This window comes from Zhihengliuella halotolerans, from assembly GCF_004217565.1.
GTDB lineage: Bacteria > Actinomycetota > Actinomycetes > Actinomycetales > Micrococcaceae > Zhihengliuella > Zhihengliuella halotolerans.
In genome coordinates, this window is record NZ_SHLA01000001.1 from 3,259,092 (window position 1) to 3,284,669 (window position 25,578).

The 25,578-nt window shown below is 68.9% G+C and carries 20 protein-coding genes and 3 tRNA genes; 10 read left to right on the top strand and 13 right to left on the bottom strand.

Going from position 1 to position 25,578, the window contains the following annotated elements; genetic code table 11:
- Positions 1-7: 7 nt before the first annotated feature.
- From EV380_RS15020 to EV380_RS15035, 4 genes are read left to right on the top strand one after another with little or no spacing between them, the layout of a single operon-like run.
- Positions 8-1,195 (top strand): FAD-dependent oxidoreductase, encoded by a 1,188-nt coding sequence (locus EV380_RS15020; RefSeq protein WP_130451793.1) that lies wholly within the window; start codon positions 8-10, stop codon positions 1,193-1,195.
- Between the two features lie 55 nt (positions 1,196-1,250).
- Positions 1,251-2,327 (top strand): FecCD family ABC transporter permease, encoded by a 1,077-nt coding sequence (locus tag EV380_RS15025; RefSeq protein WP_102157852.1) that lies wholly within the window; start codon positions 1,251-1,253, stop codon positions 2,325-2,327.
- The gene (locus tag EV380_RS15030) at positions 2,324-3,148 is read left to right on the top strand and encodes an ABC transporter ATP-binding protein (RefSeq protein WP_102157853.1); all 825 of its coding nucleotides are present in this window, start codon (positions 2,324-2,326) and stop codon (positions 3,146-3,148) included. The genes EV380_RS15025 and EV380_RS15030 overlap by 4 nt, the downstream gene beginning before the upstream one ends.
- A 33-nt stretch (positions 3,149-3,181) precedes the next feature.
- A complete protein-coding gene (locus EV380_RS15035; RefSeq protein ID WP_130451794.1) occupies positions 3,182-4,183 on the top strand; it encodes an ABC transporter substrate-binding protein in 1,002 nt (333 codons plus the stop codon).
- Between the two features lie 79 nt (positions 4,184-4,262).
- On the opposite strand, the gene EV380_RS15040 is transcribed toward EV380_RS15035, so the two are convergent.
- Together EV380_RS15040 and EV380_RS15045 are read right to left on the bottom strand one after the other, a co-directional pair.
- The gene (locus EV380_RS15040) at positions 4,263-4,553 is read right to left on the bottom strand and encodes a DUF4287 domain-containing protein (protein WP_130451795.1); all 291 of its coding nucleotides are present in this window, start codon (positions 4,551-4,553) and stop codon (positions 4,263-4,265) included.
- A gap of 32 nt (positions 4,554-4,585) precedes the next feature.
- Positions 4,586-5,278, bottom strand: coding sequence for a TetR/AcrR family transcriptional regulator (locus tag EV380_RS15045; protein ID WP_165391981.1), 693 nt, complete (start codon positions 5,276-5,278; stop codon positions 4,586-4,588).
- A 141-nt stretch (positions 5,279-5,419) separates the two neighbouring features.
- Between EV380_RS15045 and EV380_RS15050 the strand changes: the two genes are divergently transcribed.
- On the top strand, positions 5,420-6,814 hold the full coding sequence (locus EV380_RS15050; protein ID WP_165391982.1) for a serine hydrolase domain-containing protein: 1,395 nt from the start codon (positions 5,420-5,422) through the stop codon (positions 6,812-6,814).
- A 14-nt stretch (positions 6,815-6,828) separates the two neighbouring features.
- On the opposite strand, the gene EV380_RS15055 is transcribed toward EV380_RS15050, so the two are convergent.
- From EV380_RS15055 to amiA, 7 genes are all read right to left on the bottom strand, one after another.
- Positions 6,829-8,541: an ATP-binding cassette domain-containing protein gene (locus tag EV380_RS15055; RefSeq protein ID WP_130451798.1), complete on the bottom strand. Its 1,713-nt coding sequence runs from the start codon at positions 8,539-8,541 to the stop codon at positions 6,829-6,831.
- On the bottom strand, positions 8,538-10,313 hold the full coding sequence (locus EV380_RS15060) for an ATP-binding cassette domain-containing protein (protein ID WP_130451799.1): 1,776 nt from the start codon (positions 10,311-10,313) through the stop codon (positions 8,538-8,540). Before EV380_RS15060 ends, EV380_RS15055 begins: the two co-directional genes overlap by 4 nt.
- A complete protein-coding gene (locus EV380_RS15065) occupies positions 10,306-11,724 on the bottom strand; it encodes a hypothetical protein (protein ID WP_130451800.1) in 1,419 nt (472 codons plus the stop codon). Before EV380_RS15065 ends, EV380_RS15060 begins: the two co-directional genes overlap by 8 nt.
- Entirely contained in the window at positions 11,702-13,081 is a 1,380-nt protein-coding gene (locus tag EV380_RS15070; protein ID WP_130451801.1) for a YcaO-like family protein, read from the bottom strand. Before EV380_RS15070 ends, EV380_RS15065 begins: the two co-directional genes overlap by 23 nt.
- Positions 13,078-14,043, bottom strand: coding sequence for a CocE/NonD family hydrolase (locus EV380_RS15075; RefSeq protein ID WP_130451802.1), 966 nt, complete (start codon positions 14,041-14,043; stop codon positions 13,078-13,080). Before EV380_RS15075 ends, EV380_RS15070 begins: the two co-directional genes overlap by 4 nt.
- Positions 14,040-14,783 (bottom strand): hypothetical protein, encoded by a 744-nt coding sequence (locus tag EV380_RS15080; protein WP_130451803.1) that lies wholly within the window; start codon positions 14,781-14,783, stop codon positions 14,040-14,042. The genes EV380_RS15075 and EV380_RS15080 overlap by 4 nt, the downstream gene beginning before the upstream one ends.
- A 78-nt stretch (positions 14,784-14,861) precedes the next feature.
- Entirely contained in the window at positions 14,862-14,969 is a 108-nt protein-coding gene (amiA, locus tag EV380_RS16935; protein ID WP_242607649.1) for a streptamidine family RiPP, read from the bottom strand.
- A 119-nt stretch (positions 14,970-15,088) separates the two neighbouring features.
- Here amiA and EV380_RS15085 point away from each other — a divergent pair, with 119 nt between their 5' ends.
- Together EV380_RS15085 and EV380_RS15090 are read left to right on the top strand one after the other, a co-directional pair.
- The gene (locus EV380_RS15085) at positions 15,089-16,336 is read left to right on the top strand and encodes a YncE family protein (RefSeq protein WP_130451804.1); all 1,248 of its coding nucleotides are present in this window, start codon (positions 15,089-15,091) and stop codon (positions 16,334-16,336) included.
- A 29-nt stretch (positions 16,337-16,365) separates the two neighbouring features.
- Positions 16,366-18,189, top strand: a complete 1,824-nt coding sequence (locus EV380_RS15090) for a prolyl oligopeptidase family serine peptidase (RefSeq protein WP_207219448.1) — start codon at positions 16,366-16,368, stop codon at positions 18,187-18,189.
- Between the two features lie 107 nt (positions 18,190-18,296).
- On the opposite strand, the gene EV380_RS15095 is transcribed toward EV380_RS15090, so the two are convergent.
- From EV380_RS15095 to EV380_RS15105, 3 genes are all read right to left on the bottom strand, one after another.
- Positions 18,297-19,925 (bottom strand): C40 family peptidase, encoded by a 1,629-nt coding sequence (locus EV380_RS15095; RefSeq protein WP_130451805.1) that lies wholly within the window; start codon positions 19,923-19,925, stop codon positions 18,297-18,299.
- Positions 19,926-20,133: 208 nt separating this feature from the next.
- Positions 20,134-21,063, bottom strand: coding sequence for a cation diffusion facilitator family transporter (locus EV380_RS15100; RefSeq protein WP_130451806.1), 930 nt, complete (start codon positions 21,061-21,063; stop codon positions 20,134-20,136).
- Positions 21,063-21,434, bottom strand: coding sequence for a metallopeptidase family protein (locus tag EV380_RS15105; RefSeq protein ID WP_102157864.1), 372 nt, complete (start codon positions 21,432-21,434; stop codon positions 21,063-21,065). The genes EV380_RS15100 and EV380_RS15105 overlap by 1 nt, the downstream gene beginning before the upstream one ends.
- Positions 21,435-21,567: 133 nt before the next feature.
- Between EV380_RS15105 and EV380_RS15110 the strand changes: the two genes are divergently transcribed.
- The 3 genes from EV380_RS15110 (at position 21,568) to EV380_RS15120 (ending at position 21,938) form a co-directional block, all read left to right on the top strand.
- Positions 21,568-21,640 (top strand) — tRNA-Glu (locus EV380_RS15110).
- A gap of 97 nt (positions 21,641-21,737) precedes the next feature.
- A tRNA-Asp gene (locus tag EV380_RS15115) sits at positions 21,738-21,811 on the top strand.
- 51 nt (positions 21,812-21,862) lie between these two features.
- Positions 21,863-21,938, top strand: a tRNA-Phe gene (locus EV380_RS15120).
- Between the two features lie 103 nt (positions 21,939-22,041).
- Here EV380_RS15120 and EV380_RS15125 read toward each other — a convergent pair.
- The gene (locus tag EV380_RS15125) at positions 22,042-25,458 is read right to left on the bottom strand and encodes a glycoside hydrolase (RefSeq protein WP_130451807.1); all 3,417 of its coding nucleotides are present in this window, start codon (positions 25,456-25,458) and stop codon (positions 22,042-22,044) included.
- Positions 25,459-25,578: the final 120 nt, after the last annotated feature.

A 25,578-nucleotide genomic window follows, 5' to 3' on the forward strand; every position in this document is an offset into this window, starting at 1 on the left:
TCGGTACATGCGAGGCGAATCGGGCGAAGCGCGCAATCCCGCCCCCGGGGCGGCGGTCCCCGCGCGTGCCGACGTCGTCGTGGCGGGCGCGGGGCCGGTGGGGCTCTTCGCGGCGCTCCTGCTCGCCCGGGCGGGGGCCGACGTCGTCGTGCTGGAGCGGCGCACCCGGCGCAGCGGGCACTCCCGCGCGATCGGGATTCACTCGCCGGCGCTGGCGGCCCTCGAGTCGGCCGGCGTCGCCGCGGACCTAGTCGCGGCGGGCGTGCGCATCCCGGGCGGGCAGGCGCGCTGCCGCGGTCGGCTGCTCGCGGAGCTGTCCTTCGAGCCGGTGCCGGGCCCCTACCCGTTCGTGCTCTCGCTCCCGCAGGCGGAGACCGAAGGAATGCTCGAGCGGCACCTCGGGCGGGCCGGCGTCGAGCCGCGCCGCGGCGTCGAGGTGACGGGGCTCCGGCGGGTCGCGAAGGGCGTCGTGCTGCAGACGAACTGGGGTGAGATCGAGGCGCGCTTCGTCGTCGCTGCGGACGGTGCGCGAAGCGTGGTCCGCGACGCGGCGGGGATTGCGGCCCCGGTGCGCACCTATCCGGACGCGTACGTCATGGGCGACTTCGCCGAGACCTCCGGCCGTGAGGCCGACGCGCGGGCGGTGCTGTATCTGGAGTCAGCTGGCGTCGTCGAGTCCTTCCCGCTGCCGGGTGCCAGGCGGCGCTGGGTGGTCCGGACCGGGCGGCGAGCCGGCGAGCCTGAGCTCGACGCCCTCGTGGAGGCGGTGCGGCGACGCACGGGCGTGGTCCTCGACCCGGGGTCGAACACGATGCTCAGCGCGTTCGGCGTTCGGCGCCGGATCGCGGAGCAGTTCTCTGCCGGCCGCGTGGCGCTGGTCGGGGACGCCGCTCACGAGATCAGCCCGATCGGCGGCCAGGGCATGAATCTGGGTTGGCTCGACGCCGTGGCGCTCGCTCCGCACCTCCTCTCCGGGCTCTCCGGAGATGAGGTCGGCCCGCGTCTGGAGTCGTGGGCGGCGCAGCGCCGAGCTGCCGCGCGGGCCGCGGCGCAACGGGCGCATCTGAACATGGCTCTGGGTCGGCCCGTTCCCGGGCTTCTGCTGCCGGTGCGCAACGGGCTGCTGGGTTCCGTTGCGGCCGTGCCCTCCCTGCACGACGCCGTCGCGCGCACCTTCACGATGACGTCCCGCTAGCCCACACCACACCGCCATTGCATTAATAAGAATCATTCTCATATAAGATGGCGGCATGACTACCGTTACTTTTGCCGCGCCCAGCCTCGATCGGCGTGCGCGGCTTCTCGCCATCACCCTGGTGGCGGCGATCCTCGGGATACTCGTGGTCTCCGGCGCCACAGGGCCCCTGGGGACCTCGCTCGCCGACGCCGGGCGAGTGGTCCTGGGGCACCTGGTGCCCGGCATGCCGTGGATGACGGATGGCACGCTCTCGAGTGCCCAGGACCAGGCGGTCTGGAACTTCAGGATTCCGCGGGCGCTGCTCGCCGGAGTCGTCGGTGCGTGTTTGGCGCTCGCCGGGGCGTTGCTGCAGGTCGTGGTGCGCAACCCCCTGGCCGAACCGTACATCCTGGGGGTCTCCTCGGGCGCCGGTCTCGGGGCAGTCTCCGTCATCGTGCTCGGCAGCACCGCCGTCGCCGGGATCTCACTCAACGTCGGGGCGTTTCTCGGTGCAGTCCTGGCGACGGCGCTCGTCTACTTCCTGGCGTCGCAGCGCGGCGTCGTCGCGCCGGCTCGCTTGATCCTCTCCGGGGTCGCGTTGGGGACGTTCTTCGCCGCGATCACGAACTTCCTGACCATCAGCACCGAAGCCCAGAACGTCTACAGCGTCTTGTTCTTCATGCTCGGTTCGGTCTCGGCTGCGACGTTCGCCAAGGTGGCTGGGCCCCTGGTGGCACTCCTTCTCGTGGGCGCTCTCGCCTTTTCGCGGAGCCGCGCGCTCAATGCGATGCTGGCCGGCGACGAAACGGCGTCTTCGCTGGGAGTGGACGTGCACAAGCTGCGCAGGATCGTGCTGGTCGGTGCGGCGCTGTTGACCGGGACCTCGGTGGCCGTTAGCGGGGGCATCGGATTTGTGGGTCTGATCGTCCCGCACGTCGCGCGCATGCTGGTCGGTTCCGACCACCGGCGCTCGCTGCCCGTGGCGATGCTCGGCGGCGCCGCTTTCCTGATGCTCGCGGACCTGGCCGCGCGCACCATCCTGCAGCCCGTGGAGATCCCGATCGGGATCGTCACCGCAGTGGTCGGGGCACCCTTCTTCCTGTGGCTCATGCGCACCTCAGGCGCGACCCGGGGAGGGGTGGACAAATGAGCGGCACGTCGCCCGCGGACCCGGCTGCCGTGACCTTTGACGGTGTGAGTGTCGACCTCGCGGGGCGCACGGCCGTTCACGACGTCGACCTGCACGTCCCAGCGGGCCAGTTTCTGGGCCTGCTGGGGCCGAACGGCAGCGGAAAGTCCACACTCCTGCGCACGCTCTACAAGGTGAACCGCCCCAGCGCCGGCGTCGTCCGGGTGGCGGGGGACGATCTGCTCTCACTGGCGCCGCGCGAAGCCGCTCGCCGTGTCGCCGTTCTGGCGCAAGAGGGATCCTCCGACTTCGCCATGACGGTGGACGACGTCGTGATGCTCGGCCGCACTCCGCACCAGGGCGGGTTCGGTGCCACCTCGGCGGCGGATCGCCGCATCGCCGCCGAAGCGTTAGAGCTGGTCAGTGCTGGTCAACTGGCGGGACGCGAGTTCTCCACGCTCTCCGGGGGAGAGAAGCAGCGCGTCCTCCTGGCGCGAGCCTTCGCGCAGCAGACTCCCGTTCTGGTGCTCGATGAACCCACCAACCACCTCGACATCCACTACCAGCTGGAGTTGCTCGAGCTGGTGGCGGCCCGCGGCGTCACCGTGATCGCGGCCCTCCACGACGTGAATCTCGCGGCACAGTTCTGCGACCGGATCGCCGTCCTGGTCGACGGTCGGCTGGTCGCGCAGGGGACGCCTGACGAGGTGGTTCGCCCGGAGGTCATCGATCCCGCTTTTCGCGTCGTCAGCGATCACCTCCCCAATCCCCACGCGGGCCATCCGGTGATCTCCTTCCGCCGGCCCCGGAGCAGAAACCTCACATCACACACCAGAGCCTGAGTTACAGCAGGAAAATCGAAGACAAGGAAACTCATGAACACCACTCAACGAACCCGCTTCGCGGCCCCGGCCCTGTCCATCGTCGCGTTGCTTGCACTGAGCGCATGCGGGCAGTCGGTGGCCGTGGAGAACGCGCCCGAGGAGGCGACGGGCGCCACGGTGACAAGCTGCGGAACGGACGTCAGCACGACGTCTGCGCCGGAACGGATCGTCACGATGACACCGGGGATGACGGATCTCGTCGACCGCCTCGGAGCAGCCGACCGGATCGTCGGTGAGGCGCAGACGGACACCGGGGAGGTCTCATCGTCCGTCAGCTCAAACGCCGACATCACCTTGCTGAGCGACCGCACCCCGCCGTCGCGTGAGGTGACGTTGGGTGTGAACCCCGATCTCGTGCTCTCGCCGACCACCTACGAGTTCAACGCGGAGCAGGGTTTCGCCACGCAGGAGCAGCTCGAAACGGCTGGCGCCGCCGTCTACGTGGCGGCGGCAGGTTGCCCCGACCGGCGTTCGGACGCCGAGGTGACGGACATCTACGACGACATCGAGCGGGTCGGTGCGCTGCTGGGTGAGAAGGAGGCGGCGGCTGAGCTGCGCGCCGAGGCCGAAGCCGAGCTGACGGCGGTGGCAGACGCCGTCGAAAGCCAGGACAAACTGAGCGTTGCCCAGCTCTACGTCGAGGCGGAGACGCTGAGTGCGATCGGCGCCAGCGTGGAGTACGACATCATCGCCCGCGCCGGTGGGGACAACGTGTTCAGCCCGGAGGACCCGGCGTTTGCGGATTTCTTCGCCGCATCTATTTCGCCGGAGACTCTCGTGGAGAAGAACCCGGACGCCATCGTCTTCACGGCCGCCGATGATGCGCAAGCCGAGGCGACTCGCGAGTATCTGCGCAAGCACTTCGCGGAGGTCGCCGCGGTCAAAGACGACCGGCTGATTCAGCTGGACGCGACCGTGGTCATGCCGGGTGCCTGGGGCAACATCGAAGCCGTGCGCACTGTCGCCGAGGGGCTCTACCCGGACGCCTTCTGAGCGGGCGCCTGAATCGGCGGGCTACGCGCCCGCGCCGGCGACGGCCGTCATCCCCCAGGGGTGACGGCCGTCGGCGCGACTAGGCCGGCTTGCTGGCTTTCCCCTCCAGCCAGAGCGTGTCGGATGCATCCCGGTGCGAGCCGGAGCTCCCCACGTGTTTCGGGTCGATACCCGGGCCGTTCTTGATGACGTGGACGATTGCCATGCCGTGCCCGCGGCCCAGTCCGTAGTCGTTCTTGAGCCAGTCCAGGATCTCCCCGGCTTTGACGTCCGGCCCGTCGTACCCCCTGCCCTGGGCGAGCTCCAGCAGCTGACGTGGCGTGAGGCCGGTCTTCGCCTCAGCGGCGTCAAGGTATGCCTGAAACGACATGGCGCCTCTTCTTCTATTGATGACACGTTCTGCTAAGTATCGCGCTCGTCTGCACTTTTAGCGAGAGGTGTGGGCTGAACTCCTCGCGGTGTCGGGTCGGCGTCGTGATGGCGGCACGGTCCGGAGAAAATGTTTGCAGCGACGGGCTGCAGGACATCCGAAACATCTTCTGGGCGCACGATCCTCCCGGAAGTATCGAGCACAAGACCCAGGCCCTGAGTGGTGGCCAGCAGTGTAGTTGCTGCCGCATCCGGGTCTGTCGAGGAATCGACCTCGCCGCACTTCTTGCCGTTCGCGATTCCGAGGGCGAGACGCTCGAGCAGGGCGTGCGAGACATTCTGGGCCACCTTCGCCAAGTCCGGGTTGAAGGGTGCTTCGGCGAGGAGCTGTCGGTGGACCGCCATTTCCGTTCGCCGCATTTGATCAAGCGGGAGCAGTTGGCCGAGGCCGGCCAATGTCATCGTTGCGATGGATTCCCGGTCTCGTTCACCTTGTTCAACTCGCACCTGGACACGCTGAACCACGGCTTCGGCGTTGGACGTATAGGAGAAATGAAGGAGCGCCTGCCGGTCAGCGAAATAGTGCTGGATAGATCCGACGGACACCTGTGCCTCACGCGCAACACGGGCCAGGCTCGTGGCGGTCGGGCCTTCCTCGGCTAACAGCCGTTGGAAAGCCGTGGCGATGAGTGTTCGACGTTCTTCATGGTCAGACGATCGTGGCATGCCATAACAATACAGCCATATGGTTATCATGGCAGTATGCGCATATTGTTATCGAGGTGTGGACTGGTTGCCGGTCTTGTAGCCGCTTGTGTGACCTTGGTCGGGGCAGTCCAAGCTGATGGCGGCGTTGCGCCTGGCGAGGTGGAAACTTATCTGGCCCAGCAAATGGAAAGTACGCATGTTCCCGGCCTCGCCTACGCTGTGATCGGTCCTCACGGCATGGAGGAGTCCGGCGGCATGGGTACCGCTAGTGACGGGTCGGAAGTGAACGCCGACTCTGTGTTCTTGTGGGGATCCGTCTCCAAACCGGTTGCCGCCACCCTTGTTGCGGCCCTTGCCCGCGAGGATCTGCTCAAGCTTGAAGACCCGGTAGCCCGGCACCTGCCAGCAGTCACCTCGTATGGCAGTGAATGGGACGCCGTGACCATCCGTCATCTGCTCAATCACACCAGTGGGCTCCCTGCGGCATTGCAGATCTTGGACCGGGACGATCCGCGACGTAGTCCGGCGGACGCGTTGAGTGAGTTGGACGGTATCGAGTTTTTAGACCGGCCCGGTGCGGGGTACCACTATTCGAGCGCGAACTACCTGGTCCTCGCTGGTGTGGTGGAGGCTGTGGTGGGTCAGCCCTATTCCGAGGTCCTTTCCGACCGCGTGCTGGAGCCGCTGGAGATGGACAACGTCCTGACGGACAGCCAGGACGTCAAACAGCATGTGCCGGCGGGACATCGTTTCGTGGCCGGTCAGAGTGTTTCTTTTGATGCCCCGTATGACGCAGCCGGGCTGGCATACGGATATCTCGGCGGGTCTGTGACCGACCTGGCCGCATTCGCTGATGCACATCTGAACGGTGACCCCACGGGTCGTGTACTGGCTGATTCGGACCGTGTGCGGTTGCAGGCGGCGTCAGTGCAGACCGGAAGCGGCGGTTCATATGGTCTCGGGTGGCGGCAGGGCTCACTCGCCGGCTTCGGCGTCGATTCTGAGACGTCGATTGTGTGGCACTCAGGTGCTGTGCCCGGTTATCAGAGCGCTGTCATCTTACTTCCGACGCAGCAACGCGCCGTCGTCCTCCTCCAGAACGCATTCGGGGTTTTCCACGACGAGGCGCTGCTGGAGACAGCCATTGGTATGGCCGCTTTGGTCGACGGATCGGTTCCGCCCTTTACGGGCGAATCAGTTGTGACTTACTCCGTGCTGCTGAGTGTTCTGAGTGTTCTATCGATCGTCTTAGCGGTGCTTCTGGTCCGAGGCACGATTCGACTCCTCAGCCCTCCCCAGTTGAGGGTGAGGCAGCTCTTGGTCAGGCGATGTGCCGCGCTCAGCGTTTACGGTGCCCTGGCTTGTGTTCTTGGCATCGTCCTTCCCGGACTGATGGGCCTCTCGCTGATGCAGATCCCGCTCTGGGCACCCGACGTGGGGTGGCTGCTGATCGTCTGCGCGTCAGCGTCCGCGGCTCTGACCCTTGTGGGCGCCGTCGCTCTGACGCGGGAGCTTCGCGCACATCGGCTGCGGAGAAGTGAATCGCTCACCTGACGGCCCACGGCTGCCTATGCGGGATGTGCTCCATCCGTTCCCAAGGCGATCCGCCGGTCCATGGCCTCGATCGTGCTGCTGCGGTGAGAGACGGCGATGACCGTGACCGAGCGCCCGAGCGAGCGGACCGAACGGATGACTTCGTCTTCCGTCTGCGGGTCCAGGCTCGCCGTCGTCTCGTCGAGGATGAGCAGCCACGGGTCCTGCGCCAGCGCTCGAGCCAGCGCGACGCGCGCTCGCTGCCCTCCGGAGAGTGAGGTGCCGCTTTCGCCGATCCGCGTTCCCAGCCCGTCCGGCCAGCGATCCCCGGTGAGGTCCACTCCCGCAGCGGCGAGTGCCGCCAGCAGCGCAGGATCTTCCGCTTGAGGGTTTCCGAGCAGAAGGTTCTCACGCAGTGTCCCGTGAAAGAGCGGTGCGTCCTGGTCGACGACGGCGATGCGTTGGCACCGCGTTTGCGACGGCAGCTCAGCCAGAGGGATCCGCAGCCCTTGCGCGCCGTAGATCTGAATGCTCCCGGCGTCAGGCGCCCACAGGCCGGCGAGCATGCGGACCAGCGTTGTTTTGCCCGATCCGGAAGGGCCGGTCAGGGCCACATGTTCGCCGGGGTCGATCTCGACCAGCGGGCAGACGAGGTCGTCGATTGCCTGTTCTGCGTCGCCCGCTTCCGCACCCCGGGTGTACGTGAAGCGAACGTCGCGGAGAGTGCAGCCCCACGGACCGGAGGGTGCGGCAGGTGAGCCCGCGGCGTCTTCGGCGTGGCTTCTCGGCGCGGGTTCGAGCCCTTCGGCGGGCAGCCCGATTCCTTCGAGGACGCGCCGTGCGCTCTGCCGGTGCGGGTACACCTGGGACAAAGACGCTGCCGCGGAGGCCACCGGGGCCAGCAGGGCCAGCACACCCACGGCGGCCGGAGCCACATCGACGGGTGCCAGCGATCCCCGGGCCGCCAACAGGAGAACGCCGACCACAACCACCAGGATGGTCAGCTCGCGGATCTGCTGCAACCCCAACTCGTGCCGGTCCACGCGGGTGCGCGCCTCGTCCGCCGTCTCCCCGGCACCGACCAGGCGGCTGATCACGTGCTCACCAAGCTGGTAGGAGATCACTTCGCGGGAACCGCCGAGCACGTCCACGGTCTGCGCACCCACGGACTCGCGAGCGCGCTGCGCCTCAGCGCCCAGGGCGTCGCCGGCAGCCGCGGCCCGCATCCCCGAGGCGAGCAGCAGGAGCGAGGCCACAGGCACGGCCAGCCCGAGCAGAGGATCGACGATAAATGCCGCGGCCGTGCCCGCGACGACCAGCACCGCCGCTGAAGCCAGCTGCGCCGTGGTGTGGGCGTAGAAGAACTCGAGTCGCTCGACGTCGGCCATCGCCGTTGAGGCCAGCCGCCCCGTGTGCTGACTCCGGTCACGGCTTGGCACGCCGCGGGCGAAACCGTCGAACAGCGCTACCCGCAGCGCGGCCAGGATCCGATACGCCACGGCGTGGGACACGTCCATCTCATGCCACGTCGCCACCATCCTGACCAGCACGATGCCGCCGAGCGCGACGATCGCGGGCAGCGGCGGCGCGTCCCCGTCGATGACAGCCCGGGAGACCACCCACGCCAGAAGGACGGACTGGGCGACGAGTGCCGCATGATTGATTAGCCCGACGGCTGCCGTCCACACCACCATGTTCCGCTCGCCGCGCAGATAGGGCAGCAGCGAGATCAACGGTTCGTTCTTCATGCGTTTCCTCCCGTGGCCTTGGTCTCCACCGGGACACCGACGGAGGTGGTGTGCGGTGTGCGTACTGCGCGCAATTGGCCCTGTTCCAACGCCCAGAGCGTGTCAGATGCGGCGACGGCGTCAGCTTGATGCGCTGTTGCGACAACCAGCCGTACCCGGGAGATCTCCCGCAGGGTGTTGAGAACCACCGCGGACGCCTCGCCGTCGAGCGAGCTGGTCGGTTCATCGAGCAGCAGCACGGGGCGTCCCGTGAGCAGCGCGCGGGCGATGGCGACGCGCTGCCGCTGGCCTCCGGAAAGCGACCGGCCGCCTTCCGCTACCTCGTGGTCCAACCCGCGCGGCCAGCCGCGCACGGTGGAGGCCAGGTGTACCGCTTCAAGAGCGTCCCAGAGTTGCTGGTCGGTGGGCTGGTTCGCCGTCGGCAGCGCCAGGTTCTCGCGGAGCGTTCCAGCGAAAAGCACCGGGCGCTGAGGAACGTACGCGACGTCGGTGGGCGCAAGCGGGTTCTGCGCCGTCCCGGACCGTGCCGCGACTGATCCGGCGAGGGGGGCAGAGATGCCGAGCACCACATCGAACAACGTGGTCTTGCCCGCACCCGAAGCGCCGATCAGGCCGATGAGGCCGTCGTCGGCGCTCCAGTGGGCGCTCACGCCGTCGAGCACGGCGGGTGCATCGGGTGCGTAGGCGAAACGAACACCGTCGAGCGTGATCGCATCGATCCGAGCGCCTTCCGGCCCGGGTGCTTGAGTGGCAGGTTCACCGGCACTGGGTCCGGACGCACCGGCTGACGTGTCGACGACGGTGCCGAGTCCACCGGGCAGGGCGCGGTCCAGCAACGTGACGGCGGAGAGGCCCAAGTACCCTGAGTGCCACTGCCGCGAGAGGTCGCGGACCGGGCGGAAGAGCTCCCCGGCCAGAATCAGTACCACGTACGGTGTCGCCTGCTGCCACACGCCTGGCCCGCCGGGCAGCGGCACGGAGGCCGCGGTGGCCGCCGCCAGCAGGCCAGCCGCCACCGTGCCGACCTGGATTCCGAGGTCGATGATCGCGGTGTTGAACAGAGAGACCCTCATGGTGCTCACCGTTGCTTCGTGCAGCGCATCGGAACGTTTTCCCAGCTGTTGGCGCACGCGCGGGACCGCACCGAGAGTGCGCAGTGCGGACATGCCGCGCAGCGATTCCAACAGGTCGGAGCTCAGCGCCTCGAACGTGTCCGCGTGCGCCCACCCGCGCCGGGCGAGCAGGCGGTCCCACAACCGCGGTCCCGCCACGGCGATGAGAAAGCCGATCAGTCCGGCCAGACCGAAGAGGGGATGCATGAAGGCCAGAGCGAGGCACATCAGTGGAGGCAGCACCAGCGCCTGCAGAGCGTGGGGGATGTAGTGTGCGACGTAGCGGTCGACGCCGTCGACCCCCTCCGTCGCAGCCATCGAACGCGCTCCGATCCGGTCCGCCGGATCGTGCAGCCGCTCCGGAGCGAGTGACGCGGTGAGGATGGCGGCGCGCAGCCGCGACCTGATGCCGGTGCCGAGACGCTGAGCCGAGACCAGGTGTCGGCGTTGCAGCCAGACGCGGACGGCGAGGCAGGCCAGCAGGCCGCCAGCCAGGGCGGGGACCGCGAGGAATCGTCCGGAGGCTGCCGCGGCGAAGGCCAAAGCGAGCAGGACGGCTTGCAGCCAGTACGAGGCCGTGGCGGCGACCAGCCAGCCGGTCGTTGCGGTCAGTTGGCGGCGATGCGAACGGGTGGCTCGCCACAGGCGTCGGTCAATCATGGATTCTCCTAGCGTTCGGCGCGGCAGCAGCTCGAGGTGTTGGCGAGGTCAGGGGTTGCCCGACGGTCAGACCGAGCACGGGTCCCCGGCCGGCGACGTGTGTCCATCCGGCGACCGCACGCGTGGGTGTGGACGCCGCGGCGGGTTGCGCCGGCGGGTTGAAGCGCCACGGCGCGTGATGTCGGTATGTCAGCTGCGCCGCACTCAGGCCTGCCCACCAGTGCACCGCCGGATCGTCGGCTGCCGCCGGTGAGCCAGCGGTGTACACCACGTTCCACGGGCACTGCTCGACCCAGTGCTGGCCCGAGCAGCGCTCGCCGAGGCCCGCTGCGGCTGCGGCATGGGCGTCCAGGACGACGACGTCGGCGCCCCGAGGCGGGGGACCCCAGCACGGCGCCGTCGGCTGTGGCGGCGGAACTCCTGGAACGGACGACGCGGACGGTTCGGCGCTGCGGCGTGCGGCGAGCTCATCGAAGGAGAGACCGTGGCCGACGAAGCGCGGATCGCTCAGGAGCAGGTCCGGGGCCGCCGGGTGCAGGAGTGGCGGCACGTCAGCCGGGACGCGGACGGACTCCTGCGTTTGAGGTGCACTGCCGTAGGGCGCACTGCCGGAGGGCGCGCGGGCAGCCGACGAGTCGAGTGGCTCGGGTGCCTCCGCTCCGCCCGACGCCGACACGTTCACCTCAGGCAGCAGGGCTCCCGATGGCGTCACGTCGATGCGGGCGAGCGGGACTTCGCGTACGGTGCCAGGCCAGTGCGTCTCCCACGTGTGCGGCGCGGGCAGCCAGAACGTGCGGGCCAGCTGCTGTTCGTCAGCGACGGGACCGGAGCGGCGCCAGTGTGCCTGCAGTCCCAGACCGCGCGCCGCCAGGGCCAGCGCGACAGCGGTGAAGGCACCGTCCGCGATGAGCAGCGGAGGGCTCCGGTGCCAGTATCTGGCCTGTGTGCGCCGAGGCGCGGCGGTCAGCAGAACGGCGGCGCCGACAAAGGGTTGCGCCGGCGGAGCCGCGCCCGCGTGGGATGCGGCGTGCGGTTCCGCATCACGGCGGACCCAACGATTCGATGCCGCTTCGAAGGCGTAGCGTCCAGGCGGAAGATCGCAGTCGTTACCGCAGATCACGTGCGCCGTGACGGGTTGGCAGGCGCCGGCCGAGGGGACAGAACGTAGCGGGATCCGCGTCTCGCCGCCGTCGGGGCGCAGGTGTCTCCGCGGACTGTGAAGCAGCGCGGCGACCATCGCGGCCGCGGGGACTCGGGCTGCTCGACCCGGCGGCGTGACGTCGCCCGCCCAGCGGTTCTCCCGGGGCCCCGGAGGCAGCATCCGCCCCGGCGGCGCGTCCGCGAAAGCGGCAGCCAGCCCCTCGGGAGTGCGGCGTCGCTCCGTCGGGTTACATGTGGGGTGGCGGGACAAGAGTGAAATCCTCCGGGAGGCTCGGGCGCTCGGCCCGCCAACCCCGTTCTGTCGCGGCGTCCAGCAAGCGGGGCGAGCCGAGGTACGCGAAGGCGGCCGGGGCGTTGGGCACCAGCCCGGGCACCAGGGCGCGGACGACGCGCAGGCTCGTCAGGCCGACGTCCGACGTGGTCAGATCCTTGATATGGACCGAGTGTCCGGCGGCGCGGAGCCGGCGGTAGACCTCGTCCATGCCCACCGACTCGAACGCGGAGACGGGCTGCGGGTCCCCTTGGTCCGTGAAGCGGTCCGCGAGGTCGTGAGTGCGCGGATCCTGCCAGATCTGCACGTGCGCGCCGAGATCGCGGACCCGTTCGAACTGCTGGCCGGCGTCGTCCAGATACCTGGCGTCGGCGCGGTGGCGCAAATAGAGCCCCTCCGCCATGAGTCCCGCGGACACGGCTTGGAACACCCAGCCGTCGGCGTCGACGGTGCCGCCGGTGTAGATCCAGGTGTGCACCGCCTCCAGCATGGCTTTTCGGACCGCCTCAGCGGGATCATTGCGGCAGGCGAAGCCAGCGGCGTAGATTCCCGTGCTCGGATCGCGCACGAGTGCCGCGGCGCACGGGGCGAACTCGCTGGGCATCATCACGGCCCAGTATTCGAGCCGGCAGTCGCCCATCTGCTCTACCAGGCCGGGAACGGTGGCCGGGTCGACCTGGACCGCCGGACCGCCGAGGTGCCACCAGATCTCCAGGGCGTCCCGCTCGATGACCTCCAGAACGGCGCGGTCTGTCGCGTCGTCGACTCCCTGACCCGTGGCGATGCCCGCGTAGTTCAGGTGCAGCACCCTGGGGAGATGGCGCAACCGGCGTTGCCGCCAGTTGAGATGGACGAGAGCCGACGGCCACCAGAACTCGGTGCCGTCCCCGCCGGTGTGCGCGCTGTCCTGGCAGCGCGCCCACAGGGCCGGCGTGTCCTCGCCGAGCTGTTCGTATTCGAAGCCCGGGCGTTCGAGCTGCCACGGGGCCCACTGCGGCAGTTGGTCGAGACCGATCGGCCGCCGACCGGACGCGACGAGTTCGCGCCGGGTGCTGATGACATGGTCGTCGTCCGGTAACTGCGCCGGCAGGTAGTTCCCGCAGTACCGTTCCATGGCCTCCGCGACGGCGGCGATCCAGGCGCCGTCGCGATCCCCGAACGTCGTCCCGAGCGAGACGCGGTCGGCTGGCCAGTCGCCCAGGCGGCGCGCGTCGGAGACCTCAGCCGTCATGGACGTGTACGACGCCGGCGCGTCGTCGGGCGTGCGCACGTCTTTCACGCGCCGCACGATCCCGGCAACCGGGTCGACAAGGGCCTCGGGGGTGAGTTCTCTCATGCGTTCTCCTGGATCGGAAGGTGGATGGTGCTCAGAGCGGTGCTCAGCGGCCGGACGCGCGGTCCGCGGGTCGTCAGCTCCGTGTACGTCCCGCGGGGAGCCTCGTGCTCGATGCGAGCGCGAATCCACCCGAAGACGTGGGCCAGCAGGCCGCCGTCGCGCCGAATCGATCGGCCCCGCTCGGTCTCCGCGGGAAGATCGGCCATGAGGCCGTGACCCCACGGCCCGTCGATGACGTCGACGCTGCGGCCCGTGTCGGTGAGGTTTCGTGCCAGCTCCACCGTCTCCGCGCGGAAGAAATCGTGGTGCCCCGTGACCAACAGGAGCGGAGCAGCGCGCGGGCCCCCGTACCGGGCGGGATCCACTGGCGGTGCGGTCCAGAGCCGCCGCCACGCCGCCCGCGCATCGGCGTCGTACTCTGCGCCGGAGAACACGCTGAGCGGACCGTGCGTGCGGGCCCGGAGCGCCAGCTGATCGAGGGTTCCGGGGGCAAGCGGCGCGCGAGGTGTGCTGCTGAATCCGTGTTGGTGCCACCAGCCGATGCGATCCCGCCAACGTGGCGTGCCGTCGGGGTCGTGGGCGGTCTCCCACAAGCCGAGGGCCGGAACGATCGCGAGGACGCCGGCGATGCTCATGCCGGCGTTCCGGGCGGCCAGCTCGCCCTCGAGGGCGGCGTGGGCTTCGTACGAGGAGCCCGCCGGGAAGAACGGGCCATGCGCGATGTCGTGGCGGACTGCCTGCGCCAGCGTCGCGGCGCCGTCGCTGCCTTCATCGGCGTACGGCATCCAGGTACCGGGGGAGTCGTAGCGTCCGCGGACGTCCTGCGCCATCACGGTGGGACCGCGTCCGCCCCAGGCCCGAACCGCGGGGGAACTGCGGCCGTACGGCGTGCGGATCACGAGAGTCCCGGCTCCCGGATATCCGGCATGCACGTCGGTGGCCAGGCCGCAGATCCTTCTCATGAGGGGCGAGGCGCCGGCTCGGGGAACCCGAGCACGGTATGCGTTGTGGCGGTGCCACGCACGGTGTCGTGGATCCAGAGGGTGCGTCGGTCCGCATCGGCGGCGGGGCCGGCGCTCCAGTGCGCGTGCAGCATCCCGAGAAGCCGGGTCAGGATCGCGGCCCGTGTGGCGGAATCCGGTTCCTGGGTGGTGCGGCCCGGTGCGGCGCTGTCCCACCAGAGTTCCAACTCGCGGGCGGCCGGGCTGGCTGCGTGCCGCCGCCGGGTCACCTGAGCGGCGTCCGGATCGCCGGGTGAGGTGCACAGCGGGTCGATGAACCAGAGGTCGCCTTCCCGGTAGAGGCTGGTCACGGGCGCGTTCGGGCGCAGGCGGCGGCACCAGCGGCTGCGCGTCGCGGGGTCGTTCTGAAGCAGAAGTGCGACGTCGGTGTTCAGCGGCGCGGCATCGGCGGGCTCCGCTGTGGTCGTGCAGGTGATACCGCGGGCCTCGAGTGCGTGGCGGACCTCGGCGATCAGGGACTTCTGCCAGGGCTCGGGCGCGCCTACGACGTGGAGGGTGGCCGGGTGGCTGGTCCAACACGCGCGCTGCCGATGGAGCGCTGAGGCCTGTTTTTGGATCCGTGCATCCACTGCGGGCTCCGCGACGTCATCCGCTGCTGCGAAGAATCGACCGTCGCCGGTGCGAACGACACGGCGCGTGCTCGATTCCAAGACGTCGAGGGGGAGAAGCGGAGATGACACGGGGCCTCCAGTGGCGGTAGTTGAGGAAGAAGATGGCCCGGCGCCGACCATGGGGGGGTCGGCGCCGGGCGTCCATCATCAGTCGAACGGATTCTCGACCAGTGCGTTGGAGTGCGAAGCCGAATCGTGGGCCAGCTGCTCGGTCTCGGCGATCTCGGTCATCGCCTGCGTGTTCTCGTTCTGCATGTGAGAACTCCTTTCGATGCATCTGCTGCGGGTGGGAAAGCCGGTGTGCTGTCCCTGGAAACCCGACAGCAGACTCGAGTAGACTAGATGAGAATCATTCTCAATTGCAAGAGGGACTCATGAACTACTTCACCTCCGGACGGCGACTGCTGGTGGCTGACCATGACGCGGGCAGCATCCACCTGGTGGATCCCGATGCTGACGGTCCACGCGCTGAAGACCGGCTGCCGGGCTCTTTCTCCTTCTCGGAACATGCCGGATCACTGCACGTACCCACGGGAGAGCTGGTCTTCGTGGACGAAAGCCTGGGCCGCGTTGTCGTGCTCGATCCGACGGCTGAGCCCGCACATGCCATCACGCAGGAGATCCCGGTCGGCGTGCCCGCTGAGCATCTGGCGTGCGACGCGTCCGGGCGCTACCTCGCGGTGACATCCGGGCTCGGAACCAATACGGAGGCATGGAACGACGTCGTGACCGTCGTCGATCGGCTTACCGCCGGCGGCGCCCGGGGCCGCAGGTTTCGGAGCCGCGTTGGCGAACCCGGCGTGGTGATTGCGCCGGGAGCCCCTGATCCGCACGTGGTGCTCCGCCACCGCATGCCGGGCGCGGTGGAGATGCTGAACCTGCATGACGTCCTCGAAGCCCCCGGGAACACCCCGCGATTGAGCGGTGCCGTCGCGGACGGGCTGGGAGACGCAGGGCACGGGGACGTTCTGCTTCCGGGAGGCCGAACATTGCTGGTGGCCACCGACGCCGGCGTGGAAACGTGGGACCTGACGGGTCACCCCGAACGTCGGTCCATCATCGATTGGGAGTTTCCCGGCCGTGGATACTTCCTGCGTTGGGTCCCGGAACGTCGAGCGGTGGTCACGGTGCTGCGCCGCGCCGGCGGCCAACCGGGGCGCTGGCATGAATGGGACAACTCGCTGTGGTTCCACACGCCTGGAGACAGCCGGACGCAGCTGCTGGACTTGGGCCCCGGGCTCATCTTCCGTTGCGCACCCATCGCCGGCGGGCTCGCGTTCGCCCGCGTTCACCCTGACGGAGACGAGGTGGTGGTGGTCTCCTGCCCGCCGAACGGCACGCCACACGTCAGCAAGCGGCGCCGACTGCCCGCGCTGAAGTACGGGCCCGTCCCGGGCCGCACACCGTGGGAGAAGACGCAGCGGCGATCGATCGCGGCGGATCCGCAGGGCTCCACCATTGCTGTGAGTCAAGGTGGCGAAGGCGCCGTCTGGGTGGTCGACGCGCATGACGACGACCACCAACCACGCGTCCTGAACTGGCCCACGCCCCTGCATCTCGGGGGCGCACTGACGTGGTTGCACGCCCCTCGAGGCGGAGATCTGGATACGGTCGGCCGTTGAGTTTCGCAGCAGGACCTGTTCGAGCCGCCGTGAACGCGACCCTTCGGGAGTGGGCGGAGATCCCGCAGGCGACGCCGCCTGTCTATGCTGACCACGGAATGGTGACCCAGCATCTTCGACGGCCGGGCGCTGACGACGCCGTCGTTCTCTGGGGAGCTCCCGGAGACTGGGATATCGAACGCCCCTGGACCACACCGCGTCCCCACATCGCCTTGCCTGCCGGCATGGTGCCCCGGGCGAGCTTGCCCGGGCCGAACGGTGCCTTGGCGCTGACCGTCTCCGCGCGCGGGGACGAGACTGCTCGGCTGCTCGTTGTCCCGGCCCCGCACGCGAGTCCGCAGGAAGTCGCCGGCCCCGCTGTCCGTCCGGGGCGCTTCGCATGGACTGACGGAGGCCGCAGCCTGATCGCTCTCGGGTCGGATGCCCCGCTGCGGTGCGACGTCGATCCTGCCCGCCGGCGGACGGATGAGCTGCACGCGCTACCGTTCGCGGGCCCCGCCGACATGACCGAAGGACTGTGGTCTCTGGGCGTCGGCGCCCATGACACGCCGCTGCTCATCCGCCGGCTGCACGGGCACGTCACCTGCTGGTCTTGGCCCGGCGCCGGCAGCACTGAGTGGCGCGAGGTGGATGTCCCGCGCGACGCCCTCGGGCGACTGGTGGCGGTGCTCGGGCGCGGACTCGTTCTCGCCGACGAACGGACCCAGAGTCTTCGCCTGCACTCGTGGGCGGGCGGGCCGCCGATAGAGCTCCCCGGCGACGGCATACCCCTCGCTGCGGGATTGCGGGGACTCGACTGGTCTTCAACCCATGCCGTGCTGCGGATCGCCGACGACCATCGGGAGAGCTTGATCCGCTATGACACTCGTGGGCCGCACACCGGGCGTGCGGGTGGTGCGCCGGAGCCCATCTGGCGCGGGGAACCCGGAGAACGCGTCACGGCCTTGTCGCTCCTTCCGGGCGGGAGCGCGTGGTGGAGCAGCGAGTCCCCGCAGCACCCCTGCCGGATCGAATCCTTTCCGGCGACGCGGGGACCTTCGCGTTCCGATCCGTCGCAGCCGCCGCCTCAGCGGGGACTTCGCGTGGAGCAGCAAGACATCGTCGTGCGGGACGGTGAGCGAGTCAGCATGCAGATTGCCCGACCGGAGGAGACGGAGAAGCCGTGCGGCATCCTGGTGACCTGCTACGGCGGATTCGGGGTGGTGCACGGCCTGGAGCACGGGCCGACGGTCACCGCATGGGCGAGGCTGGGCGGCATCACGGCTGCGGCGCAGGTCAGAGGTGGTGGCGAGCGAGGCCCCCGATGGCACGCGGCGGGGTCGGGAGCGCGCAAGCAAACCGCGGTTGACGACCTGGTGGACTGCCTGCGCAGCCTCGCGTTCGAAGGCGCGGGCGAAGGGCCGCTGCCACTGGTTCTGGCTGGGGCATCCCACGGTGGCTGGTTGGCTGCGATGGCCGCGCTCGAGGTCCCAGAACTGCTGGCCGGGGTGGTGCTCACGGCGCCGTTGCTCGACGTCGTCGCGATGTCGCGGCACGGGTACGGGCGCCACTGGGACGAAGAATTCGGTCACGGCGCTGAACCCCGCGCGCGGCGTGGTCTCTCACCGTTGCATCGCTTGCGCGAGCTGCCGGAGGACCGCGTCCTACCGCCGTTCCTCGTCAACTCGCCGCAGCAGGATGCCCGGCTTGAGACCTCCGATGCCGCCGAGTGGTGCAGCGAGTTGCGGAGCCGCGGCGGTGAGGCGCACCTGCGCACCGAGGCCGGCGGGCACACGGGCAACGGGAGGAACCACGCGGATCAGAGAGCGGAAGCGGTTCTTGTCGCCGCTGCGCGGTGGTGCGCGGCGCGGTAGCCCCGTTAGTTCACCAGCGACCCGTTTTCGAATCCTCTTTCACCCCGAATTCGTTGCAGAGACGCGGGAAAGGACGCCGTAAACGGGTCGCTGGTGCGGTACGTACCTTAGTAACGGACGCCGTACGAGTGGATGTTGTTGACCCAGCTCAGCGGCGTCACGGAGATGCCGGCGCTCGGGTTGCGGGCGTGCACGACCTGCCCGTTCCCCATGTAGATGGCCACGTGGTAGAAGGAGCTGCCGCCATTGGACGTCGAGAACACCAGGTCGCCGCGCTTGAGCTGGCTCAGCGGGACCTTGACGGGCGCGGAGTGGTACTGCTGCGTCGAGGTGCGCGGCAGCGAGACGCCGCCCTGGCGGAACGCGCCCTGGGTGAACAGGGAGCAGTCGAACTGCCACGGCGGGTTGCCGCCGTAGAGATACGTGTAGCGGTCGTCGTTGGCGATGTTGACCGCCCATGAGATGGCCGGCTCGTAGGCGGAGCTGCCGGAACCCGGTGCCGGCGCGGGGGCCGGAGGCGGAGTCGGTTTCGGAGTCGGCTTCGGTTTCGGTGCGGGAGCCGGCGCCGCAGTCTTCGTCGGCTTGGGCTTGGGGGTCGCCGTCTTGGTCGGGGCCGGCTTCGGTGCGGCCGTCTTGGTCGGGCTCGGCTTGGGCGTGGCCGTCTTCGTGGGTTTCGGCGCGGCCGTTTTGGTCGGGGCCGGTTTCGGTGTCGCGGTCTGCGTCGGCGGGGCAACGTCGGGGGAGGGTGCCTGCGTCGGAGCCGGGGTCTTCGTCGGCGTCGGGCGCGTGATCACGCTGGGAGCCGGCTCGCTGTCGGGGACCGCCGGCGGAGGGGTCGGCACCGCTGGTGCCTCGGCGGCGGGCTCGGGCACGGCTGCAGGGGCGATCTCGGGGGCCTGCTCGCGGGCCTGCGCAAGCTGCTGTTCGCGCTCCTCAGCTTCGCGGGCTTCGATGCGCTCGGCCTCTTCGCGGGCCGTCGTCTCGCGGAGCGTGGCCAGCTGGCCGACCAGTTCGTCGCGGCTGCGTTCCTGCTCGGCCAGGGCGGCCTCGTAGCTGGCCTGCTCGCGTTCGGCCTCGTCGAGCGCGGCCGCGCTGATGCCGGCGGCCTCCTCGGCGGCCTGCTCGCACGCCGCGGCGTAGTCCTTCCACGCCGACCAGAGGTTCGCGGCCTCGTCGGCCGTGGCCAGCGTGCGGGCGCGGTTGGAGGCGAGCGCGGTCATGGTGGACGTCTTGTAGAGGACGTCGTTGGAATCGCTCTGGGTCAGCAGTGCGGAGACGGCGGGATTCACGCCCGCGTTGCGGTAGAGGTCGCCTGCGAGTTGGCCGACGGCCTCCTGGCTCTCCTCGTAGTACTTCTCGGCGGCCTTCGCGTTCCGGCGGGCGTCCTCGGCGGCGGCATTGCGCTCGGCCAAGACTTCCTGCGCGGCGGTCGCGGACTCCTGGTCGCTCAGAGCGGCGACTTCGGCCTCGGCGACGCGGTGGCTGGCGTCGAAGATCAGCGACTCGACCCGCTCGACCATGGCCTGCAGTGCGGTGGGGTCCTCCTTGGCGGCCTTGACCTCCGCGGTCGTCGGCAGCTTGGCGGCCGCGATGGGCGACGCCGGGAGCGAGGTGCCGAGCACCGATGCGAGCTGACCCGTCTGGGGCGATGCGGATGCCGTCGTACCGCTCAGGGATGCGCCCGCGACGAGGGCGAGCGCGCAGAAGGCGACGGGCAAGGGGTGCCGCTGGGCCATGGATGATCCTCACGAATGAGTGCAGATGCGGGTCCGGATCCGTCCCCGGGTTCGGGTTCGGCGGGGCGCACCGCAGTGGCGCACCAACTGTGAGAATAGGGCACCGGGGCCCCATGAGCAACAGGATTCACATAAACCCCACTAATCACATTCGTGTCATTCCGGTGGAGGAATATACGACGATGTGGCGGCCGGTGCCGCGGCGTCGTCAGTCGTGCGTGGGGTGTTCGTGGCTGGAATGCTCCGCGGGCTCGAGCTGGAAGGTGCAGTGTTCGGTGTCGAAGTGCGTGCCGAGGCACTCGGTGAGGGCGTCGAGCACCTCGTCTGTGCGCTCGGCGGAGAAGTGGGCGGCGTCGAGCACGATATGCGCCGAACACACCGGCACGCCCGACGTGATGGTCCACGCGTGCAGGTCGTGTACACCCACGACGCCCTCGACCGAGAGGATGTGCTCGCGGACCGCGTCGAGGTCCACGTGTCGCGGCGTGGCCTCCAGGAGGACGTCGACGACTTCGCGCATGAGGGACCAGGCGCGCGGCAGGATCATGGCGGCGATCGCCAGGGAGGCGATCGGGTCGGCCAGCCCGGATCCGGTCAGCGCGATGACAATCGCGGCGGCGATGACCGCGAGCGAGCCGAGCGTGTCGCCGAGGACCTCCAGGTAGGCTCCGCGCAGGTTGAGGCTCGCTTTGCGGCCGCTGTGCAGGATCGAGAGGCTGATCAGGTTGGCCGTGAGGCCGATGCATGCCGCGATGAGCATGGGTGTGGCGGCGACGTCCGCTGGTTGCCCGAAGCGGCCGATTGCCTCGATCGTGATGACGACGGCGATGACCACGAGGATCGTCGCGTTGGCCAGCGCGGCGAGCACCTCCGCACGCTGCCAGCCGAACGTCCGCTTCGACGTGGCTGGGCGCGTCGCGACCCAAGCGGCCAGCAGCGCGATGCTGACGCCCGCGGCGTCGGAGAGCATGTGCCCGGCGTCCGCCAGCAGCGAGAGGGAACCGGAGATCGCCGCGCCGATCAGCTGGGCGACGACGCCCAGGAGGGTGATGATGACGACGGCAACGAGCTTGCGCCGGTGCCGGCCCGTCGCCGTGCCCCCAGACAATCCGTGGCTGTGCCCGTGGTCGTGACCCATCAGCCCCACCCGAGCTTGTGCAGGGTCTCGTCGTCGATTCCGAAGTGGTGCGCGACCTCGTGCACGACCGTGATCGTCACCTCGTCGACGACCTCCTCTTCCGAATCGCACATCTGAAGGATCGGCTCCTGGTAGATGAAGATCCGATCGGGCATCGGGACTTCGCCCCAGTCCATGCCGCGCTCGGTGAGCGGGACGCCGTCGTACAGGCCGAGCAGCACGGTGTCGGGGTCCTCGCCGGGTCCGGGTTCGTAGCGGTTCTCGATGAAGACGACGACGTTGTCCATGACGTCGCGCAGGCGCTCGGGGATCTCATCCAGGGCTCGCGTGACGGCGTCTTCGAACGCATCGTCGTCCATCGTGAAGGGCATGGCTCGACTCTAGCTTTTCGTGGCGTTCTCCGGCATCTCCGTCGGCTCCGGGAGCCGGTTTGGTGTTGCGCGCGGCCGTGCACTATAGTTTTACTGGTTCGCTGCACGGCTACTGCCGCGCGGTGGATTGAAGGCCCCCATCGTCTAGTGGCCTAGGACACCGCCCTTTCACGGCGGCGACACGGGTTCGAATCCCGTTGGGGGTACTGAGATCTAGATCACGCTGAGCCGATTTGCGAAGGCAAAATCGACTCTGGTAGGGTTTAGATCTTGTGAGCGGAGGTCCTCTTCGCAAACAACACTGGCCCTGTAGCGCAGTTGGTTAGCGCGCCGCCCTGTCACGGCGGAGGTCGCGGGTTCAAGTCCCGTCAGGGTCGCTGAGATGTTCCGGCAACGGAAGATCGCGGTGATCATCAGTGATGATGCCAGGCTCTGTAGCTCAGTTGGTAGAGCGTTCGACTGAAAATCGAAAGGTCACCGGATCGACGCCGGTCGGAGCCACCAGCTAGAAAAGCCCCCGGAAGGAATCCTTCCGGGGGCTTTCTCGTGCCCGCGTGAATCGGCGGCGCCCCGGGCGATTCTCATCGAGGGGGCGCCGCCGTCGGTCTCAGTTGCCGCCGGGACGTCCGTACTTGCCGGAGTTGCCGATCTCGAACTCCACCCGGTACTCCGTCTGCGAGCCGTCAGTCGCCGTCACCGTGACGAAGGCCGTTCGCCCCGGCAGCTCGGCCTGTACGACGTCGACCTGCGCGTCCTGATCCGTCGGGGCGGCGGAGAGTGCGGGGAACTTGTTCCCTCGCGCACCGTGCCTGCTGCCTGTCGCGATCTGGTAGGTGGTGGTCTCCGGGGTGAAGCCTGCGACGTCGACGCCGCCGAGCATCAGCCGTCCCACCGTGGAGACGTCGGAGGTCCCGGCGGTTACCGCCTCGATCTCCACCTCGGCCACCACCATGTGCGTTTCGGGCTGCGCGTCGAGCACTACGCGCACTTGATCAGCGGCGAGTCCGCCGGTCTCAACCGCGACCACGGGTGCAGACCCGTCGTCGGTGATCACTTCGATGTCGGGGGATGCTGTCCAGTCGCCGCCGTCGGCCCGTGTTTCGACGCGCAGTGACTCGGCCCAGGACTCGTGCGAGCCGTCCCGCCAGAAGTGCACCGTCACGGACTCGACGGCGGTCCTCGCGGCGAGATCGTACGTCAGGACGTCTTGGGGGTTCTTGGCGCCGGAGACCCAGTTGGACCAGGCTTTGTCGCCGGTGTCGCCGTTGACGGTGTCGGCCGCGTAGTAGCCGGGCTCGGTGAACGTGGCGGCTGCGGTCGCCTGCGGGGCCACGTTGGCCGTCGATGGCTCCGTCACGATCACGGTGGCCGTGGCCGGCAGCGGTTTCGCGTCCGGATCGTTGGATTCAGCCAGTCCCTCCACCGTGACGGTGCCGGGTGACGCGAGCACCTCGTCCGTTAGCGTCTCATCATCCCAAGTCACGGGCGTATCGAAGCGCTCGGCACCTCTGTCGACTTGAGCCGGCACGGTCTCGGGCAGCTTGTCCGCAACCGTTCGGGCGGAGACGCCGGCCCATGTAGTCACTGAGACCGGGTCGACGGCGGAGAACGTGCCGATGGCGATGGTCAGCTCCGCGTCGTCGAACGAGTTGCCGAAGATGTCCGTTCCGGTGCCGGTCACGGTGACCGTCCCCTCTTCGCCCCAATCAACCTTCTCGACGTCCCAGCTGACGTCAGCCGGCACGCCGGGTCCATGCGCGTACCGCGGAATCACTGTCTTCGGCAGGTCTGCGGCGGCTCCCGGCAGGGTCTGCACCGCTGATGCTTCAACGCCCAGCAACTCGGTGCTGCGCACACTCCAGAGCTGGTTCGCGCGGTTGGTCGCCGTCCAGGTGCCTACGGCCGCACCCGACGCCGAGGACTCGCCGTCGACGTCGAGTGAACGGGCGTTCGCGACGTTGACCAGAGACCAGTCCGAACCGGTGGTCGTGGTCGGAATCCATTGGAGGCTCTCGTCGTCCGTGGCAGTTTCTGCCGGGTCCGCGCCGCCAAGGGGTACCAACCGGGTCGCGCCGTCGTCCGCGACGCCAAGTGCGCGCCCGCGCCCGTGCCCGTCGACCAGCGCGAGGCGTTCGCGATGGGTGTGCCCGTCACTCAGGCGGACGGCCGTCCACGTCTGCGCCGATGCCTCGTCGCGGGTCCGGGCGGCTGGCTCGATCGTTGTCGCGACGCTCGCGCCGTCAGGCCCCGAAGTCAGGGCCTTGCCGGAGGCCTCGCCGACCAGCTGGTATCGGGCGCCGTCGACCACGGGAGCCGCGTCTGCGGCCACCCCCGACACTCCGGACACCTGCAAGGTGGTGACGGATTTCGCGGGCAGGGTCAGCGTTGCCGTGCCCGTGGCGGCGTCGACGGGCTCGCCCTCGACCAGAGCGTTCGCCGTCGGGTCCTCCGCGGGCGACTCGGTGGTGACCACGGGGGTGACGTTTGCGTCGTCGGACACGTCGCCGAAGGCGCTCAGGTCCACGGTGACCGTCGCTGCGGCGTCCGACTCGTTGACGTGCACCAGGTCGACGCCGTCGCCGCTCGCGTTGAGCGCGGCGGTCGTGTTGTCGTCGCCGGCGGGCACGAAGCGGTCGCCGGGCTCGATGAAGTGGGTGAAGTTCCGGACCGTGTTGAACTTGGAGTTCGTCAGGACTGCGCAGGAGGGGTCGGCCTCGCCGTCGGCGATGCGGCGGGCCGAGTCGCCGTTCTCGTCGCAGTCGAAGTCCACTAGGACGCTACCCCAGTTGCTGTCCTCCACCTTCTCCATGTTGTAGAGGTCCTCGACCGGCTGCCAGAACACCCACGCCTCGGGCTCGAGCTCGCGCATGTCGTCGACGATCCGGCCCGCCATGCCGAGCCCGTTCGCGATATTCGTAAGGTTGTGTCCGGTCGCGTCCCAGCTGCCTTCGACCTCGCTCATCCACAGCGGTTTGTCAGCGGTCTTGGCGATGTCACGCACGACGACCCGGTCGCCCGTCCCGTAGGTGTGCACATTGAGCTGTTCGACGGCGTCCCGTGCCGCGGGACCGTACGCGTTCCAGTTCGTCACGAACCGGGAGGGGTTGGTCTCGTCCATCGCCGAGATCGCGACGTCGGTCTCCGTCTGCGGTGCGTCGAGCCGCTCCGCGAGTGCTTCGATCACGCGTTCCTGGACTTCGGGCCCGATGTGCGCGCCCTCCTGCCGGCTGGCGGTGGTCGGCCAGCCGTCCGCGCCCAGGCGCGTAGCCCAGTAGTCCGTGTTGGGTTCGTTGAACGGATCCAGCGTGGCGAAGTCGATCCCGTGTTCGGCCTCGACGTGGTCCACGACCTCTGTCAGGTAGCCGACGAAGTCGTTGATGTCCTCCTCGGCGAGCTGCTCCGTGTTGCCATTGTCGATGCCTCCGGAGACGAAGCCGCTCTCGGTGAGGAAGTAGGGAGGCGAGTTGCTGAAGGCCTCCCACACCATGTCGTCGCGCTCGGCGGCGAGGGCGTCGAGCCACCAGCGCTGGGATTCGTCCGCGTCGAAGTTGTACGCCTCGGGATCGTCCGGGTCCCAGGCCTCCGCGTAGGCTTCGCGGTCCGCGTACTCGGCGGTGACGCCGTCGTCCGCGGCGTAGTCCGGGTTCCACCAGCCCTCCACCGCACCTCCCGGCCGCAGATAGGCCGGAACGTCTGTCGCGTTGCCGCCGCCGATGTTGTAACGGGCGATGTTCAGGTTGAGCCCTTCGGGGCCGAAGACCTTGTCGAACAGGTCGCGCCGGACGTCTTCCGGGTATCCGCCGGTGGCGTTGGCGAACCAGACGAGGCTGGTGCCCCAGCCCCTGAATTCGGGGCCCTGGTAGGCGGGATTCGGCTTCAGGACGGTGTCCGCCGTGCCGGTGATCATGCTGGAGGCGGCGGCGGGTTCAGCGGGAGTCGGCGCCGCGAAGGCGGCTGGTGCTCCCGCGGCGAGTGCGAGGGTGGCCAGCCCCGCGAGGGCGGCTCGGGCGCGGTGTGATGTCACAGGTCGGGGCCTTTCGGAGAGGTCGGAAGGGGTGTGCTGCGGGTCACATCCCGAAGGATGTTTACGCAAACATAGCGGCTCGTCGAAGACCTGTGAAGACCCGGCGGCGGGGGAGTCGGT

Bases quoted from the DNA above. Each gene is read 5' to 3' on its own strand.
- EV380_RS15020 (WP_130451793.1), top strand. From the start codon at position 8: ATGCGAGGCGAATCGGGCGAAGCGCGCAATCCCGCCCCCGGGGCGGCG.
- EV380_RS15025 (WP_102157852.1), top strand. From the start codon at position 1,251: ATGACTACCGTTACTTTTGCCGCGCCCAGCCTCGATCGGCGTGCGCGG.
- EV380_RS15030 (WP_102157853.1), top strand. From the start codon at position 2,324: ATGAGCGGCACGTCGCCCGCGGACCCGGCTGCCGTGACCTTTGACGGT.
- EV380_RS15035 (WP_130451794.1), top strand. From the start codon at position 3,182: ATGAACACCACTCAACGAACCCGCTTCGCGGCCCCGGCCCTGTCCATC.
- EV380_RS15040 (WP_130451795.1), bottom strand. From the start codon at position 4,553: ATGTCGTTTCAGGCATACCTTGACGCCGCTGAGGCGAAGACCGGCCTC.
- EV380_RS15045 (WP_165391981.1), bottom strand. From the start codon at position 5,278: ATGCCACGATCGTCTGACCATGAAGAACGTCGAACACTCATCGCCACG.
- EV380_RS15055 (WP_130451798.1), bottom strand. From the start codon at position 8,541: ATGAAGAACGAACCGTTGATCTCGCTGCTGCCCTATCTGCGCGGCGAG.
- EV380_RS15060 (WP_130451799.1), bottom strand. From the start codon at position 10,313: ATGATTGACCGACGCCTGTGGCGAGCCACCCGTTCGCATCGCCGCCAA.
- EV380_RS15070 (WP_130451801.1), bottom strand. From the start codon at position 13,081: ATGAGAGAACTCACCCCCGAGGCCCTTGTCGACCCGGTTGCCGGGATC.
- EV380_RS15075 (WP_130451802.1), bottom strand. From the start codon at position 14,043: ATGAGAAGGATCTGCGGCCTGGCCACCGACGTGCATGCCGGATATCCG.
- amiA (WP_242607649.1), bottom strand. From the start codon at position 14,969: ATGCAGAACGAGAACACGCAGGCGATGACCGAGATCGCCGAGACCGAG.
- EV380_RS15085 (WP_130451804.1), top strand. From the start codon at position 15,089: ATGAACTACTTCACCTCCGGACGGCGACTGCTGGTGGCTGACCATGAC.
- EV380_RS15095 (WP_130451805.1), bottom strand. From the start codon at position 19,925: ATGGCCCAGCGGCACCCCTTGCCCGTCGCCTTCTGCGCGCTCGCCCTC.
- EV380_RS15100 (WP_130451806.1), bottom strand. From the start codon at position 21,063: ATGGGTCACGACCACGGGCACAGCCACGGATTGTCTGGGGGCACGGCG.
- EV380_RS15105 (WP_102157864.1), bottom strand. From the start codon at position 21,434: ATGCCCTTCACGATGGACGACGATGCGTTCGAAGACGCCGTCACGCGA.